Source organism: Martelella mediterranea, from assembly GCF_004342225.1.
Classification (GTDB): domain Bacteria; phylum Pseudomonadota; class Alphaproteobacteria; order Rhizobiales; family Rhizobiaceae; genus Martelella; species Martelella mediterranea_B.
Genome location: NZ_SMAR01000005.1, coordinates 25,620 through 40,313, shown reverse-complemented (window position 1 = coordinate 40,313; position 14,694 = coordinate 25,620). Strand labels below are relative to the sequence as shown.

Genomic DNA, 14,694 nt, shown 5'->3' with positions numbered 1-14,694 from the left:
GGTGCGGCGGTGTTAGCAAGCTGCGCGGCAATTGTCATCCTCGAATGCGGAAAGCGGCCTACCAGCCGCCACCGCCGCCGCCGCCACCGCCACCGCCGGAAAAGCCGCCGCCGCCCGAAAAACCGGAAGACGACGAACTTTGCGTCGGCATGGATGACGACATGGTGGATGCCATAGACGAGGAGAAACTGCCGATATCGCGCGAAAGACTGCTATGGCTGAAGGTGCCATAATACCAGTAAGGCGCGTAATAACCGGTCGTGCCTGCGGCGACGGCTGCGGTCAGCCATTTGTCGAAGGTCTCCGACCACGGTTTTTCCACGCCAAGTGCGATGGCATAGGGCAAAAGCGTTTCGAAATGCTGCGGTGACATTTCCGGCGAGCCGGTCATGTTCATCCGGTCGGCCTCAGCCAGTGTCAGATACTGTTTCAACCCGGCAATTTCGTCCATCTTCTTGCGCCCCGCAGGCGTCGGCGCCCCCATGGCGAAGAAGAACAGGATATTCATCAAGACGATCCCGCCAAGCGAGGCAATCAGCATCCAGTCATGCGGCCCGAGATTGGTCGAGAAGATGGAAACCAGCAGACCGCCGATCACATTGACGACGACAAGGCCAAGGATACCGGCGAAAATCAGTTGTCCGATGACCGCGCCAATGCCCTTGCCGCGTCGGCTGAACATCTTGGCGAAGGTGCCTGAGAAAATACCGATGAAAATCGCCGCGAAGACCGACATGAACAGAACCGGCAGCACGGCCATATTCACTTCGCCGAACATGAACAGCGCAATCGCGGCCAGGACGGAAAGAAAAACGCCGCCCACGGTATAAAGCGCATTGGAAACGAAATAATCACCGCGGTGCTCGTTTGTGATCGCAGAGGTAAACTTGCTCGCCATCGACGAGACTTTCGAACTGTGCGCCTTGTCGATGATAAAGACACCGCCGGCGTCATCGACAGACTTCAGCAAGGCCTTCTGTCCCGACGGCAGCGCGGTGTCGAAGGGTTTGTCTGTGCGGGTAATCTTCATACCCTTTTTCGGCTTGTCGATGGTGACGAAGCCCTTCACGGCGAGGTCTACGACGGTCGCGGCGATCGCCTCAAAACGCGACGCACCGAACCCCTGGTTTTCGATATAGGAAACGAGCGCGGGCGACAGGCCTTCCGGCGGATCCCAGCGCGGCACGATGACGCCCGGTTTCGGATCGCGCCCGACCGAGAGCCAAGACCAGAGGTAATAGCCGAAAACGAGCAACAGACCGATGGCGCCAATGAAATAGTTGCGATAGTCGCTCAAAAACCACGCCACACTTTCGGACGCAGACGGCGCATCAATGACCCCTTTCGGCACGGCCACGACTACGGAAAGCCCCTCTTTCGGCGCAAGCGGCCGCGTCGTCATGAAGGTAACGACATTGCCATCAACCTGAGCCCGGGCGTTTTGCTCGGTAGAGCCGTAAGCGCCGGTATAATATGTCACGTCGTCAGGCGTCACGCCTTCCGGAAGTGTGATCCGGGCATAGGCCTTGTCGATCGGAAAGGCCCAGAAATTGCCGGTCGCGTTCCAGTAAATCTCGTCATGGTCATCGAAATAACGCACCTGTCGGTCGGTTTCGTAATTGATGACGAAGGAATGCTCGCCAAATGACAGGTTCGTATCGGCGGAGCCAAGATAGATGCGGATGCCGCCGGGAATGCTTTCGGTGTGGTGGGCCACCGGATCACCGTCGAGCAAGACCGATTTGAGATTGAAGGTCACATCGCCGGTGCGGCCGTCATCGGTTTTGAAGCGCAGCGGAAAATCGCGATAGATGCCGCGCCGGATCTGATCGCCCTCGGCATTGACGGTAATCATCTCGCTGACATCATAAACGCCGGACTTTTCGACGGTCACGTCGGAAACGAATTGCCGGATATATTCGGCCGCATGCGCGTGGGATAGCGCACCGGAGGCCATGAGAAGAGCAAGAGCCAGAATGGCAAACGCCATCCGCAACGTGACTGTGACCCTCAGTTCCGTAAAACGGAGGCTTCGGTTCGCTGTCGCCATTATCTTTCCTTCAGGTTGCGTATTTCACACCCAGCGAGGCCAGTGCGTCCCAGTAACCGGGATAGGTCTTGCCGACGCAGAGCGGGTCTAAAATGGTGATGCCAGCGATTTTCAACCCCGCGAGCGCAAAGCTCATGGCGATGCGATGATCGGCAAATGTGTCGATTTCAGCCGGCAGGCGCTGGCCGGCAAGGACCGGATCGGCGTGGACGATCAGGTCGTCGCCATCCTCTTCGGCCAGCCCCTCGCGGATATTGTTGAGACCGAGCGAGAGTGCACGGGTGCGGTCGCATTCCTTCACACGAAGATTTTCAATGCCCGTGAAGCGCACCGGCGTTTCATTAAACGCAGCCAGCACGGCAAGTGTTGGCACCGCATCCTGCATCTGCGACCCATCAATCTCGGCAGGCATATGTGGGAAAGCCGCGATGACGTTATAGGCTTTGGCATCCGGCTGGGTGAATTTTTCAGCCGGTGTGCCGATGTCGATCCTGCCACCGGTGAGTTTTTCTGCCGCCCAGAGATAGGTTGCGGCAGACGCATCCGGTTCAATGTGAAAATCTGCAGCCTGATAACCGGTTGGCTGAACCTCCCACGTCGCATCGTCAATCTGATCGACCTTCGCACCAAAGGCCCGCATCGCATCAAGTGTCAGCGCGATATAGCCGCGTGCACCAATCTCCGTGCCGGTCAGTGCTATTGTGACTGGCTCGGGTGCAAGCGGCGCCGCCATCAGCAGAGCGGAAACATACTGGCTCGAAAGGCCTGCATCAATTTCAACGCCCCCCGTTCCGAAAGCGCCCTTTCCGTTGATCGTGACAGGCGGGCAACCGGTGGGCGCATGGGCGTCAATGCCAAGACGGCGCAGCGCATTGACCAGCGGCCCGATCGGGCGTTTGCGCATATGCGCATCGCCATCCACGATGACGGTACCATCCACGCTGGCCGCAGCTGCGGTCAAAAACCGGGTTGCCGTACCGGCATTGCCAAGAAACAGAGGCTCGTGCGGCGCTTCAAGCCTGCCCGTCCCGGTCACGACAAAGGTTGTTTCGTCCGGTTCTTCGACGCTGACGCCCATGGCTTTAAGAGCATTTGCCATATGACGGGTATCATCGCTTTTCAGCGCACCGGTCAGACGGCTTACGCCTTTGGACAGCCCGGCAAGCAGAAGCACGCGATTGGTGATCGACTTTGAGCCCGGAGGACGAACGCGCCCTTCAAGCGCATGATCTGCCGGAATGACGGTAAGCCTGTCTGGATTCATCACTCAAACTTTCTCGAAAGCCTCGCTGAAAAACGAGACAAGAAATTCAGAAGGAAACGTCGGGAACGGCCCGGTCCGCCGCGTCTTCGATCTCGAAATAATCACGCTTGTGAAACCCGAACTGACCAGCAATAAGGTTGCTCGGAAAGCTTTCAACCCGGACATTCAGATCGCGGGTTGCACCGTTATAATAACGGCGCGCCATCTGAATTTCGGTTTCTGTTTTCTCAAGGGATGCCTGAAGATCAGCGAAATTCTGGTTGGCTTTCAGATCCGGATAGGCTTCAGAAAGGGCAAACAGCCGTCCCAGAGCCTGCGAAAGCTCACCTTCTGCCTCCGCTCTGCCGGCCACATCGCCAGAGGCGACGCTCTGCGCCTTGTTACGTTTTTCAACGACCTCTTCCAGCGTACCGCGTTCGTGGGCGGCGTATCCTTTCACGGTCTCGACCAGATTGGGGATCAAATCGGCACGGCGCTTCAGCTGAACATCGATGCCCGACCATGCTTCTTCCGCCGTCTGGCGGGCACGCACGAGCGCATTGTAAAGCGAGATAACAAAACCGATGATCGCAAATACGATCACGATCAAGACGATGAAGGTTATCAGCATCCGGCTCCCCCGATCATTCTCTTAAAGCGCGGGCTTCGATAAGCACGCAGCGTGACAGATTTGCGGCAATCAGGCTGTTTCCGGCTGGAAACCACCCGCATCGGTCAAAAGATACGCCTCGCCGCAGGCCTTTGCCAGTGTTCGCACGCGCAGAATGTAACTCTGACGCTCTGTCACCGATATGACACCGCGCGCATCCAGAAGATTGAAAATATGTGAGGCCTTGATGCACTGGTCGTAGGCTGGAAACACACATTTGCGCAGCATACCCGGATGATCCGGTGAACCGGCAGAAAGAAGCGCCTTGCATTCAGCTTCAGCATCAATGAAATGTCGGTGCAACATTTCAGTATTGGCGTATTCGAAATTGTGGCGGGAGTATTCCTGCTCCGTTTGCAGGAAGATATCACCATAGGTGACCTTTTCGTCGCCTTCGCGTCCGTTGAAGTTCAGATCATAAACGCTGTCGACTCCCTGAACATACATGGCGATACGCTCCAGACCATAGGTCAGCTCACCTGCAACCGGCGCGCATTCAATGCCGCAGACCTGCTGGAAATAGGTGAACTGCGAGACTTCCATACCGTCGCACCAGCATTCCCAGCCAAGCCCCCATGAGCCCGTCGTCGGGTTCTCCCAGTCGTCTTCAACAAAGCGAATATCATGCAGCAATGGATCGAGACCAATGGCCTTCAGCGAACCGAGATACAGCTCCTGCAAATCCGGTGGCGACGGTTTCAGAAGCACCTGATACTGGTAATAATGCTGCAAGCGATTGGGGTTTTCGCCGTAACGACCATCAGCCGGGCGGCGCGATGGCTGAACATAACCGACATTCCAGCGTTTCGGCCCAAGCGCTCGCAGTGTCGTTGAGGGATGCAGCGTTCCGGCACCCACTTCCATATCGTAAGGCTGAAGGATCGCACAGCCTTTTTCAGCCCAGTAGGACTGAAGCGTCAGAATGAGCCCCTGGAAGGAGCGCTTTGGATGCATATGGGGTGGAATCGCGTCATCGGACATGGCAAACGAACTTTGTCTTCATTGAAGGGTGAGCGCTGAGTGCCACGGAAGCGCGAAAGGGTCAAGCCAGAGCGACTTGCCATTCGCCGCAACAAAAACAAACAGCGGCGAATGGCGATTTTAAAACGGCTTACTCGGCCGGAGTTTCAAGCGGGCGGAATTCCCCCTCGGTCGGCGTTGCAAGACTCACCACCAAGATGGCGATGAAAGCGGCAATAAATCCGGGAATAATCTCATAAACGCCGGGGCCACCCATAAAGCTGCTGTTAAAGCCAAGCGCGATCCAGGCAATAACCGTCACCGCACCAACGACGAGACCGGCCACAGCCCCCCAGCCAGACATCCCACGCCATGTCAGTGCCAGAATGATCAGCGGCCCAAAGGCAGATCCGAAACCGGCCCATGCATGAGACACAAGTCCGAGAACCTGTGAATCCGGGTTCCAGGCAATGTATGCCGCGACCACCGCCACCAGGAACACGCAGATACGGCCGACATTCACCATTGTCCGGTCACTGGCTTCCCTGTGCAGAAACAGGCCGTAAAAATCCTCTGTCAGTGAAGACGATGACACCAGAAGCTGAGAGGAAATCGTACTCATGATTGCGGCCAGCAGCGCGGCCAGCAGGAATCCGGTGATCAGAGGGATAAAGAGTGTATTGGCCAAAACGATAAAGATCGTTTCCGGGTCAGCAACGTTGATATCATTGCCGACAACATATGAACGGCCAAAGATGCCGACGCCAATCGCGCCAAGCAGCGAAATGACCATCCATGTCATGCCGATATTACGCGCAGTGCCAACCTCTTTCACACTTCGCACCGCCATAAAGCGAACGATGATATGCGGCTGCCCGAAATAACCAAGCCCCCAGGCGACCGCAGACAGGAAACCAATAATCGTCAGCCCATGTGTCATCGACAGGAAGTTCGGGTCGACGCTGAACATCCGTTCTGCGGTCACGTCAAGACCGCCTGCCCGTATCACCACCACAATCGGCATGACCACCAGCGCCAGCATCATGATGCATCCCTGCACAAAGTCGGTGAGACTGACAGCCAGAAACCCGCCAATCAACGTATAGATCAGCACGATGCCCATCGTCAGGACAATACCCGTCTGGTAGCGCGTAAGCCCGCCAATATCGACCAGATCGCCGAAGGCGGTATCGAAAAGCTTACCGCCCGCCACAAGACCGGAGGCGGTATAAACCGCAAAGAAGACCACGATCACAACAGCGGAAACACTTCTGAGCGTAAGCGCCTTGCTCGGAAACCGGCTCGACAGAAATGCCGGGATCGTCAAAGCGTTATCGTAGCGTTCTGTCTGCTCGCGCAGACGCGGGGCAACGATGACCCAGTTGAAAAAAGCACCGACGGTCAACCCGATCCCGATCCAGCTCTGCGTCAGACCGCTGACAAACAGCGCACCGGGCAAGCCCAGCAGCAACCAGCCGCTCATATCCGAAGCGCCGGCAGAAAGGGCTGCAACAGCAGGGCTCAGCTGCCGCCCGCCAAGAATATATTCCTCGGAATTCGATGTGGATTTTCGCCATGCATAGAGGCCGATGCCCAGCATCAGCACAAAATAGAGGGTGAGACTGAAAATGACTCCAAAGCTCATTATTCTTTCCTTGCCTGGTGTTCCGACCGTTAGACGCGGGCAGGCTTTTAGAAAGCGCAGTCCCCCCACCTCTTTTTTTCAAGTTCACTTTAGGTGGACCAGACCAGCCAAAACCGGCCAGTGGGCGAACCTTAAAGTTTCAAAAACGACATGCCACGATAAGCTAAACCTAAAACGTACGACACATCTTATACGATTATCGCAATCACACCCGATTGCGATAATCGTAACATTCTTGATAATTATCAGGCAAGCACAAGCTGCATTCAAACGGAAACACCACCGTTCGCCTGCAATATTTCCACAAAAATTCAGGGAGATGTTTTCAGGACGCTGACGTTCTCAGTCAGCCTTCTTCACCCGGTACTCACCGGTGACAGGATCTTTCACGAGCGTCCCGGTTGCACCGTTCTTCTGCTCTGCACGCTTCTGTTCACCACGCGCGCTCAGCGCCTCGGCGTCGTTGATGAACTTGCGATAAAGCATATATCCGCCACCTGCAATTGCGGCGAGGACCAGAAACCGTCCCATATCAGTGCTCCCGGTTGGTAAGTTGGGTACAACCCTTAAAGGCCGTACCGGGACCATAATGCCCGTTCTTCAGCCGTTTCTGCAAGCCCGGCGACAAAACCAGCAGCCAGTTCGTCGCTATTAACGTGGCCGGAAATAACACCCGGCACCTTTTTCCCGAGAAGACTGGTCGGGCCACTGATGAGTTTCAGTTCAGCCTTGTTGCCATAGCGCTGTTTCAGCGTTGGTCGCATATCGCCGATGCCGTCGACCAGCCCCAGTTCAACGCCTTTTCTTCCGGTCCAGAAAAGACCGGTGAACAAATCAGGGTCGTCAGCCAGTTTCGCCCCGCGCCGCGCCTTCACCATGCCAGTGAACACGTCATGAATATCCGCCTGAAGGGTCTTGAGATACGCAATATCTCTTTCTTTCTCGGGCTGGAACGGATCGAGCATGACTTTGTTTTCACCGGCGGTATAGACACGCCGCTCAACGCCGATTTTACGGATCAGTTCGGTAAATCCAAACCCGCCTGAAACAACACCAATCGAACCGACAATCGATGTCGGATCGACAAAGATCTCATCTCCGGCAAGTGCGATCATATAACCACCAGATGCGGCAACATCTTCCACGAAGATCAGCACCGACTTGCCCTTTTCTTCAGACAAATCGCGAATTCGCTGATAGATCAGGCGCGACTGGACCGGCGAACCGCCAGGCGAATTCAAAGAAATCGCAACACAGGGCGCATTCTTCATCGAAAACGCCTTCTCGAGCGCTGTTGCGCAAGAGGCCAGATTAAGGTTTCTCCGGCCGGGCGAACCGCCCGCCATGATGGTACCGGAAAGCCGGACGACCGGGATTATGGTCTTGTCCTTGCGAAATTTCGCCGGAATCAGTTTCGCTTTCCAGTTGCTCATTGATGTTGCTTCCCGCCTTTAAAGTCACTTTTCTCTGGAGATGTATGCTCTTGCGCCACAAAGACAAGAGCATATCAAAAATCCGCAGGAGGCTTTTTGGCGCTCCTGCGGTTTCACTTTGCTTAAAGGCGGCTATCAGACAGGCCGTGACGCGAAAACGCCGCTGACCACCGCCGCCGTATTGGCATCCGGGCCATAGTCAGATTCGCCTTTTATATCCAGCATCTCCTGCAGCTTGGTCCGTGCCCGAGCGATCCGGCTTTTAATGGTGCCGATAGCGCAATGACAGATCTCAGCAGCTTCTTCGTAGGAAAAACCGGAAGCACCGACCAGAATGATGGCCTCTCTCTGGTCATCGGGAAGACGATTCAGCGCCTCTCTGAAATCCTTGAGATCCATCACCCCGTGCTGAGAGGGATGCGTCGACATACGCTCAGTGAACACATTATCGCTATCCTGAATCTCGCGACCGCTTTTGCGCATCTGGCTGTAAAACTCGTTCCGCAGAATGGTAAAAAGCCAGGCTTTGATGTTTGTGCCTTCAGTGAAGCTTTCCTGTTTCGCCCACGCCTTCATAATTGTGTCCTGCACAAGATCGTCTGCCAGATCCTGATGCCCGCAAAGCGACACAGCGAAAGCGCGCAGACTTGGCACCGTTTTCAGCATATCGCGCTTGAAAGTCGTCTCTTCTTCCCTGACCACAGCCATCAGCCCTCCGCATTACGGTTGGATGCTGATTCCGCCGCATCAAGGCGTTCGAGTAGATCGAGAAACCGATCCGGAATCTCTTCCTGCTCAACGGCGTCATAAAGAGCTTTGAGACGACGGCTGATTGCCTCGTCCGGGCTTTTCGCAACACCTGGCAGGGTCGTGCCTTCATCAAGGCCCTTACTGTTATTCTTCAATGGACTTACCCCGCATTGCATTCATTTTGGTTCTGAGCTTCAAACGCCACCAAAAATAAAAAGTTCCGTTCGGGGGAACTTTTTTCTGACGACTCCATTTAATGACATTGAGGGCCTAACATGGCTTAATTGCATACCAAGACCTTTTAACAGGCAGGAGAGTATTTACTATGTCACTTTCTACCCGTGTCGCTGCGCACCTTCCCTACCTCCGGCGCTACGCACGTGCCGTGACAGGTTCGCAGACCTCTGGCGACGCCTATGTTGCCGCCGTGCTCGAAGCCCTGATCGAAGATGTTTCGCTTTTCCCGCAAGACGGTGATGACCGGGTTGCGATTTATAAACTGTTTTCTCACCTTTTCAGTTCCACGACAGTTGAAATCGAAGATATAGATTCCCCCTATTCGTGGGAAAAGCGGGCGGCCGCCAATCTGCTGGCGCTGCCCGCCAAGCCGCGTCAGGCATTTCTTCTGATTTCGCTTGAGGGCTTCTCTCACAAAGAAACCGCTACGATCCTCGGCGTTGAAACAGATGCAGTTTCAGACCTTGTCGATCAGGCTTCAGCCGAAATCGCCAAACAGGTCGCCACTGATATCATGATCATCGAAGACGAGCCGCTGATCGCCATGGATATTGAGCAGATGGTGGAAAGCCTCGGTCATCGTGTCACCGGCATCGCCCGCACGCACAAGGAAGCTGTCGACCTCTACAACAAATCGCGCCCCAAGATGGTGCTGGCTGACATTCAGCTTGCCGATGGCAGCTCCGGCATCGACGCGGTCAACGACATTCTGGCCGAGGATACGCTACCGGTGATCTTCATCACCGCATTCCCCGAGCGCCTGCTGACCGGCGAGCGCCCGGAGCCGACATTTCTGGTGACGAAACCGTTTAACCCGGACATGGTCAAAGCACTGATCAGCCAGGCTCTTTTCTTCCAGGAACATACAGAAGAAGCTGCTTAAGCATGACGGGCTGATATTCAATCGCCTGATTATCAGCGAAGTCTACCGGGGCGACCGCAAGGTCGCCTTTTCTCGTTTGCAGGAGGAACCAGCCATGCTGACCTGCGTTTAATCTTCATACAATATGGAGGTTTGAGATGCTTTATTATGCAGTGGTATTCCTGGTTATCGCACTTATCGCCGCAGCACTTGGTTTCGGCGGAATTGCGGGCGCGTCTGCGGGTATCGCCCAAATCCTGTTCTTTCTGTTCCTGCTGTTCTTTGTTGTCGCGGTCATCGTCAATTTTGCCCGGCGCTGAAAGATCAGATATCTGACACACCTTGAAAAGCTCCGCTCAAACGCGGAGCTTTTTTCATATCAGACCAGAACAAGACACAAAAAAAGCGGCGTTTGTCCGCCGCTTTTTGATCGATCAGTCGGTTTGATTGCTCTAATTCAGGCGATCAAGCCAGCTGTCGACATCGCGTTCAGCCTCATCGCGCTCTTTGCCGTAGCGCTCCTGAATCTTACCGATCAGCTTATCGCGATTGCCATTAACAACATCAACGTCATCATTTGTCAGCTTGCCCCACTGGGCCTGAGCTTCACCACGGAACTGTTTCCAGTTCCCTTCGATCCGATCCCAATTCATAATTCAGCTCCTTTTAAATGTTCTGTCAGAGAACACATACTTAACGCGGAGCAGGCAGGCACAGTTCCGAAAAGACAGGAAAATCGAAAACTTCACCCTGTGTGCCGTAATTGACAACCTTATGAAAAAAGGGAAGTGATAACTGTAAATCAGTATTCTAATTTAAGCGGTAAAGAGTGCCGGTCATTTTCTGAAAGCTCTTGCCATAGTTTAAAGACCGCAACGGCTTTCCGGGTTAGACTGACCCACCTAAAGACTTTTTTATAAAACCATTCAGAACGCGCCAGGGCAAAATCGGAACGAGCCCACCGAAGCCTGAATTTCATGGCGCGCACAGGAGATTAAACGAGAGTGAACCGCTTTCTACCCATACTGGTTTTCCTTGTCGTTGCGGCCATTGGCTTTGGAATGTCGTTTTCCATGTACCGCACTTCGAATATCGAGCGAGAAAGCGCGCTTGACATGGCAGCCGATGACATCGCTGACAGACTTGCAAGCCGCTTTAACCAGCATATGTCTCTGCTGGAGGCAACCAAAGCATTCTTTACCGCGACCAATGGCGATGTAAGCCGCGCCGCTTTTAAAACATATGTCGCAGGACTGGACACCGAAGATCGCTATGACGGTATTCAGGGTATCGGCTTTGCACGGATGATATACACCGGCAATGAGGCCACAGCCCAAAAAATGATCGCCGAAAACTACGATTCCGGCATGGAGGTCTGGCCTGAGGAAACGGATCAGGATTTCCGTGCGCCAATCGTTCTTCTTGAGCCTGACGATGTGCGCAACCGCAATGCCATCGGCTACGATATGTATACGGAGCCCGTTCGACGCGAGGCCATGGCTGACGCTTTTGCCAATGACACACCGCGCGCGAGCGGCCCCGTTGAGCTTGTTCAGGAAATCACAGCAGACAAGCAGACAGGCTTTCTGCTGTACCTCCCATTTAAAGTCGACAATGGACCGGTTAACGCAGAGGGCAACCTGCCTCTGTCCGGCTTCATCTACGCACCGTTTCGTGCAGGTGACCTTTATGAAGCGGTTATCGATGTCGAACCGAACCTGCCGGTTGCCATTGAGGCACACGATCAGCAAGCCGCAGAAACACCGTTATTCAAATCAGAAAACTACGATACCGCACTTGAAGAAAGCGATGTCTCTGTTGAACGGACAATCGACATTGCCGGGCGCACCTGGGTGATTGATGTTACCCCGACAGAAGCCTTTGAACAGCGGCAGTTTGATGTAACGCCCTTTGTCATTGCCTCTGTCTCGTTGTTGCTCGCCGTCGCGCTGGCACTTTCCGCACAATCGCAGATCAAGGCTCTTGCGGCCGCGCGCGAAGTACAGCGGCTAACAGAAAAATCTTTGCAGGAACGCGAACTGATCCTTCAGGAAATGAAGCATCGGATCAAGAATTCGATTGCACGCATGCTCGCCATTGCCCGTCAGACAGCACACCATTCGGAAACCCTTTCAGATTTCATGGAATCCTATTCAGCAAGACTGCAGGCGATGTCGACCGCACAGGATGTCCTGACACGCTCGCATTGGGGACGTGCCGACCTGAAAGAACTGCTGGGCAAAGAACTGGAACAGGTTTTCGGAGAAATCCAGACGTCTTACGAAGTCGATGGCCCAACGCTTGAACTCGATGAAAAAGCGACACAGGCCTTCAGTCTGACATTCCATGAACTGGCAACCAATGCGCTCAAATATGGCAGTGTTTCCAGCGGGGCTGCCACGCTTTCAGTCAGCTGGCACTTTGAAGGTTCCGGCAAAGACCGCAAAGCCCGTCTGATCTGGAAAGAATGCGGCAGCGGATTTTCAGAGCCACCCAAACGCAAGGGATTCGGTACACGCCTGATCGATGCGAACATCATGGGTGAACTTCAGGGGAAGATTGAGCGTCACTACAGCCCGGAAGGGCTGACGGTTGAGATTGTTTTCCCGACCCCTGAAGAAGCCACCGGCCGGAAATCCCGGCGCGGGCTGAAACGGCGCTCAAGAAAGGACAGGCAGAACAGCTGATCAAGCCTCCCCTGCCTGCCATACCTCACATTCCATCTTGCGTTGGGGTGGCACGGCTTTCCCTGTCTGCCGTAAAGCCGTGCAAGAAGCCCCGAATGTCGGTGAGGCTTGCTTTTAAAGCGGCTTTCCTGCACCGTTCTTTTGGGATTTTCAGCACATAGGGAAGCATCTTCATGGTGAACTGGCTGGCAAAGCGCTGGGTGGCAGCAGCACTCTTCATGGGTGTGGGTTTCATTGCGCTCGGCCCGGCCATCGCCATATCTTTTTCAGGCTTTCTGACGCTGATATACCTGCACCTGCCGATCTATATGCTGCATCAGTTTGAAGAACATGCGGGCGACCGGTTCCGTCACTTCACCAATACGCGCCTGTTTGCCGGCAAGGAAGTCCTCAGACCTGTTGACGTGATTGTCGTGAACATACCACTGGTCTGGGGCGTAAACCTGTTTGCATTTTATACGGCGGTTTTTGTGAAAACGGGTCTGGGCCTCGTTGCGCCCTACCTGCTGTTGGTCAATGCGCTGCTGCATATTATCACCAGCCTCAGGTTCCGGTGCTACAATCCCGGAATTGCGACCGCTATCGCACTTTTCATCCCGTTAAGCCTCATCACTTTGATAGTTTCAGCAGGTGTCCCGGGCATAACGATGCGCGATCATTTCATCGCGCTCATCGCAGCGCTGTTCATTCACGTTGCGATCATGGCTCAGGCAGGCCTTCGCCTGCACCAAATGCACTAACGAAAAAACGCTTTTGCCTGTCAACGGCGCAAAAATCACTACAGATCGAAGAAAAAGATTTGGTGCCCCTTGCCGGATTGATAGCACCCATAGCATCATTGTTTTTATTTTATTTTTTCCAACTGACGCATTTAGTGATACACATAACGTTACCCATTTTGCGCCCCATAAACAATCAGGCGAACGGCTGTGAGCCCCGTCGAGATTTTGTAGAAACCGACCGAGAGCTCTCATGACCGCTCAGCGCTAGTGTTGCGCCCCGGCCGTGAAGTCCGAACAACGGAATACCATTTGAGAGAAATGGGCATCCCCGAAACGGCGATCAGACAGCCATTTCTTTGACGCGGCGCCCGTCGGCATCGAACAGATGAAGGCAGTCTTCTTCTGCGCCGAGAAAGACGAAGTCTCCGCGCTTGATGTTTGGTTCACCGGGAAGTTTGACCACAAAGGGCGTTTCCTCCCGACCGATGTCAACATAGGCAAGCGTGACCTCCCCCAAAGGTTCGGTCATCATCACCTTGCCGGCAAACAACGCGCGTTCTTCCGCCACCAGTGTCGTGTCTTCAGGTCTTAATCCAATATACCCCGGACCACCTGCCCCCGGCAGAGGTCGCGAAATGTGTATACGTTCGCCCGCCTCCAACGCGATCGCGAAGCCGTTGTCCTCCGGAGAAAAAACGCCGGGAACAATGTTCATGGATGGCGAGCCGATGAACTTGGCAACAAACAGGTTTGCCGGATTGCGATAAAGCTCCATCGGTGTTCCGAACTGTTCGATCATGCCCTGATTGAGGACCACGATCCGGTCGGCCAGCGTCATCGCCTCGACCTGATCATGGGTCACATAAACCATTGTCGTATCGCTCATGCGCTCGGCAAGACGGGCAATTTCGAGGCGCGTCGCTACTCTCAAGGCCGCATCGAGGTTACTCAATGGTTCGTCGAAGAGAAAAACCCTCGGGTCACGGGTAATGGCGCGTCCGATGGCAACGCGCTGGCGCTGGCCGCCCGACAGTTCCTTGGGCTTTCTGTCGAGGTAGGGAGTGATCTGCAGGATTTCGGCAGCCTCCCGAACACGCCGATCGATCTCGCTCTTGGGCGTGTTGCGTCCCAAAGACAGACCGAAGGCCATGTTTTCGTAAACGCTCATATGCGGATAGAGAGCATAGGACTGGAAAACCATGGCGATGCCGCGTTCTTTCGGCGTCAGGGAATTCACTACGCGCCCGTCAATTTCCAGCGTGCCGGCGGTAATCTCCTCCAGGCCCGCAATCATGCGCAGAAGCGTGGATTTTCCACAGCCGGACGGTCCTACGAAAACGACGAATTCGCCAGGCTGGATATCGAGGTCAATGCCGTGAAGCACCTCGACCGAGCCGTAGCTCTTTTTGACACCGGACAGGGTTACACCGGACAT

General features: G+C 54.6%; 15 protein-coding genes. 4 read left to right on the top strand and 11 right to left on the bottom strand.

Going from position 1 to position 14,694, the window contains the following annotated elements; all coding sequences use genetic code 11:
• Window positions 1-58: 58 nt before the first annotated feature.
• From EDC90_RS04905 to EDC90_RS04865, 9 genes are all read right to left on the bottom strand, one after another.
• The gene (locus tag EDC90_RS04905) at window positions 59-1,990 is read right to left on the bottom strand and encodes a DUF2207 domain-containing protein (RefSeq protein WP_132309436.1); all 1,932 of its coding nucleotides are present in this window, start codon (window positions 1,988-1,990) and stop codon (window positions 59-61) included.
• Between the two features lie 70 nt (window positions 1,991-2,060).
• Complete coding sequence (locus tag EDC90_RS04900) at window positions 2,061-3,314, bottom strand: 3-phosphoshikimate 1-carboxyvinyltransferase (RefSeq protein WP_132309434.1); 1,254 nt, start codon at window positions 3,312-3,314, stop codon at window positions 2,061-2,063.
• A gap of 46 nt (window positions 3,315-3,360) precedes the next feature.
• Window positions 3,361-3,924, bottom strand: a complete 564-nt coding sequence (locus EDC90_RS04895) for a LemA family protein (RefSeq protein WP_132309177.1) — start codon at window positions 3,922-3,924, stop codon at window positions 3,361-3,363.
• Between the two features lie 69 nt (window positions 3,925-3,993).
• Complete coding sequence (locus EDC90_RS04890) at window positions 3,994-4,944, bottom strand: glycine--tRNA ligase subunit alpha (RefSeq protein ID WP_132309175.1); 951 nt, start codon at window positions 4,942-4,944, stop codon at window positions 3,994-3,996.
• Between the two features lie 130 nt (window positions 4,945-5,074).
• Window positions 5,075-6,568 carry a sodium/proline symporter PutP gene (gene putP, locus EDC90_RS04885; protein WP_132309173.1) on the bottom strand — a complete coding sequence of 498 codons (1,494 nt, stop codon included), beginning with the start codon at window positions 6,566-6,568 and terminating at the stop codon, window positions 5,075-5,077.
• Window positions 6,569-6,910: 342 nt separating this feature from the next.
• On the bottom strand, window positions 6,911-7,099 hold the full coding sequence (locus tag EDC90_RS04880) for a hypothetical protein (protein ID WP_132309171.1): 189 nt from the start codon (window positions 7,097-7,099) through the stop codon (window positions 6,911-6,913).
• Between the two features lie 35 nt (window positions 7,100-7,134).
• Window positions 7,135-8,001, bottom strand: a complete 867-nt coding sequence (locus tag EDC90_RS04875) for a S49 family peptidase (RefSeq protein ID WP_132309169.1) — start codon at window positions 7,999-8,001, stop codon at window positions 7,135-7,137.
• Window positions 8,002-8,136: 135 nt separating this feature from the next.
• Window positions 8,137-8,709: an RNA polymerase sigma factor gene (locus EDC90_RS04870; RefSeq protein WP_132309167.1), complete on the bottom strand. Its 573-nt coding sequence runs from the start codon at window positions 8,707-8,709 to the stop codon at window positions 8,137-8,139.
• Window positions 8,709-8,906: a NepR family anti-sigma factor gene (locus tag EDC90_RS04865; protein WP_132309165.1), complete on the bottom strand. Its 198-nt coding sequence runs from the start codon at window positions 8,904-8,906 to the stop codon at window positions 8,709-8,711. The genes EDC90_RS04870 and EDC90_RS04865 overlap by 1 nt, the downstream gene beginning before the upstream one ends.
• A 170-nt stretch (window positions 8,907-9,076) precedes the next feature.
• Between EDC90_RS04865 and EDC90_RS04860 the strand changes: the two genes are divergently transcribed.
• A complete protein-coding gene (locus tag EDC90_RS04860) occupies window positions 9,077-9,871 on the top strand; it encodes a response regulator (RefSeq protein WP_132309163.1) in 795 nt (264 codons plus the stop codon).
• Window positions 9,872-10,008: 137 nt separating this feature from the next.
• Window positions 10,009-10,170: a DUF1328 domain-containing protein gene (locus EDC90_RS04855; protein WP_132309161.1), complete on the top strand. Its 162-nt coding sequence runs from the start codon at window positions 10,009-10,011 to the stop codon at window positions 10,168-10,170.
• A gap of 132 nt (window positions 10,171-10,302) precedes the next feature.
• On the opposite strand, the gene EDC90_RS04850 is transcribed toward EDC90_RS04855, so the two are convergent.
• Window positions 10,303-10,503: a CsbD family protein gene (locus EDC90_RS04850; RefSeq protein ID WP_132309159.1), complete on the bottom strand. Its 201-nt coding sequence runs from the start codon at window positions 10,501-10,503 to the stop codon at window positions 10,303-10,305.
• A gap of 351 nt (window positions 10,504-10,854) precedes the next feature.
• Here EDC90_RS04850 and EDC90_RS04845 point away from each other — a divergent pair, with 351 nt between their 5' ends.
• Window positions 10,855-12,537: a CHASE domain-containing protein gene (locus EDC90_RS04845; RefSeq protein ID WP_132309157.1), complete on the top strand. Its 1,683-nt coding sequence runs from the start codon at window positions 10,855-10,857 to the stop codon at window positions 12,535-12,537.
• 173 nt (window positions 12,538-12,710) lie between these two features.
• Entirely contained in the window at window positions 12,711-13,277 is a 567-nt protein-coding gene (locus EDC90_RS04840; protein WP_132309155.1) for an HXXEE domain-containing protein, read from the top strand.
• Between the two features lie 322 nt (window positions 13,278-13,599).
• On the opposite strand, the gene EDC90_RS04835 is transcribed toward EDC90_RS04840, so the two are convergent.
• Complete coding sequence (locus tag EDC90_RS04835; protein WP_132309153.1) at window positions 13,600-14,694, bottom strand: ABC transporter ATP-binding protein; 1,095 nt, start codon at window positions 14,692-14,694, stop codon at window positions 13,600-13,602.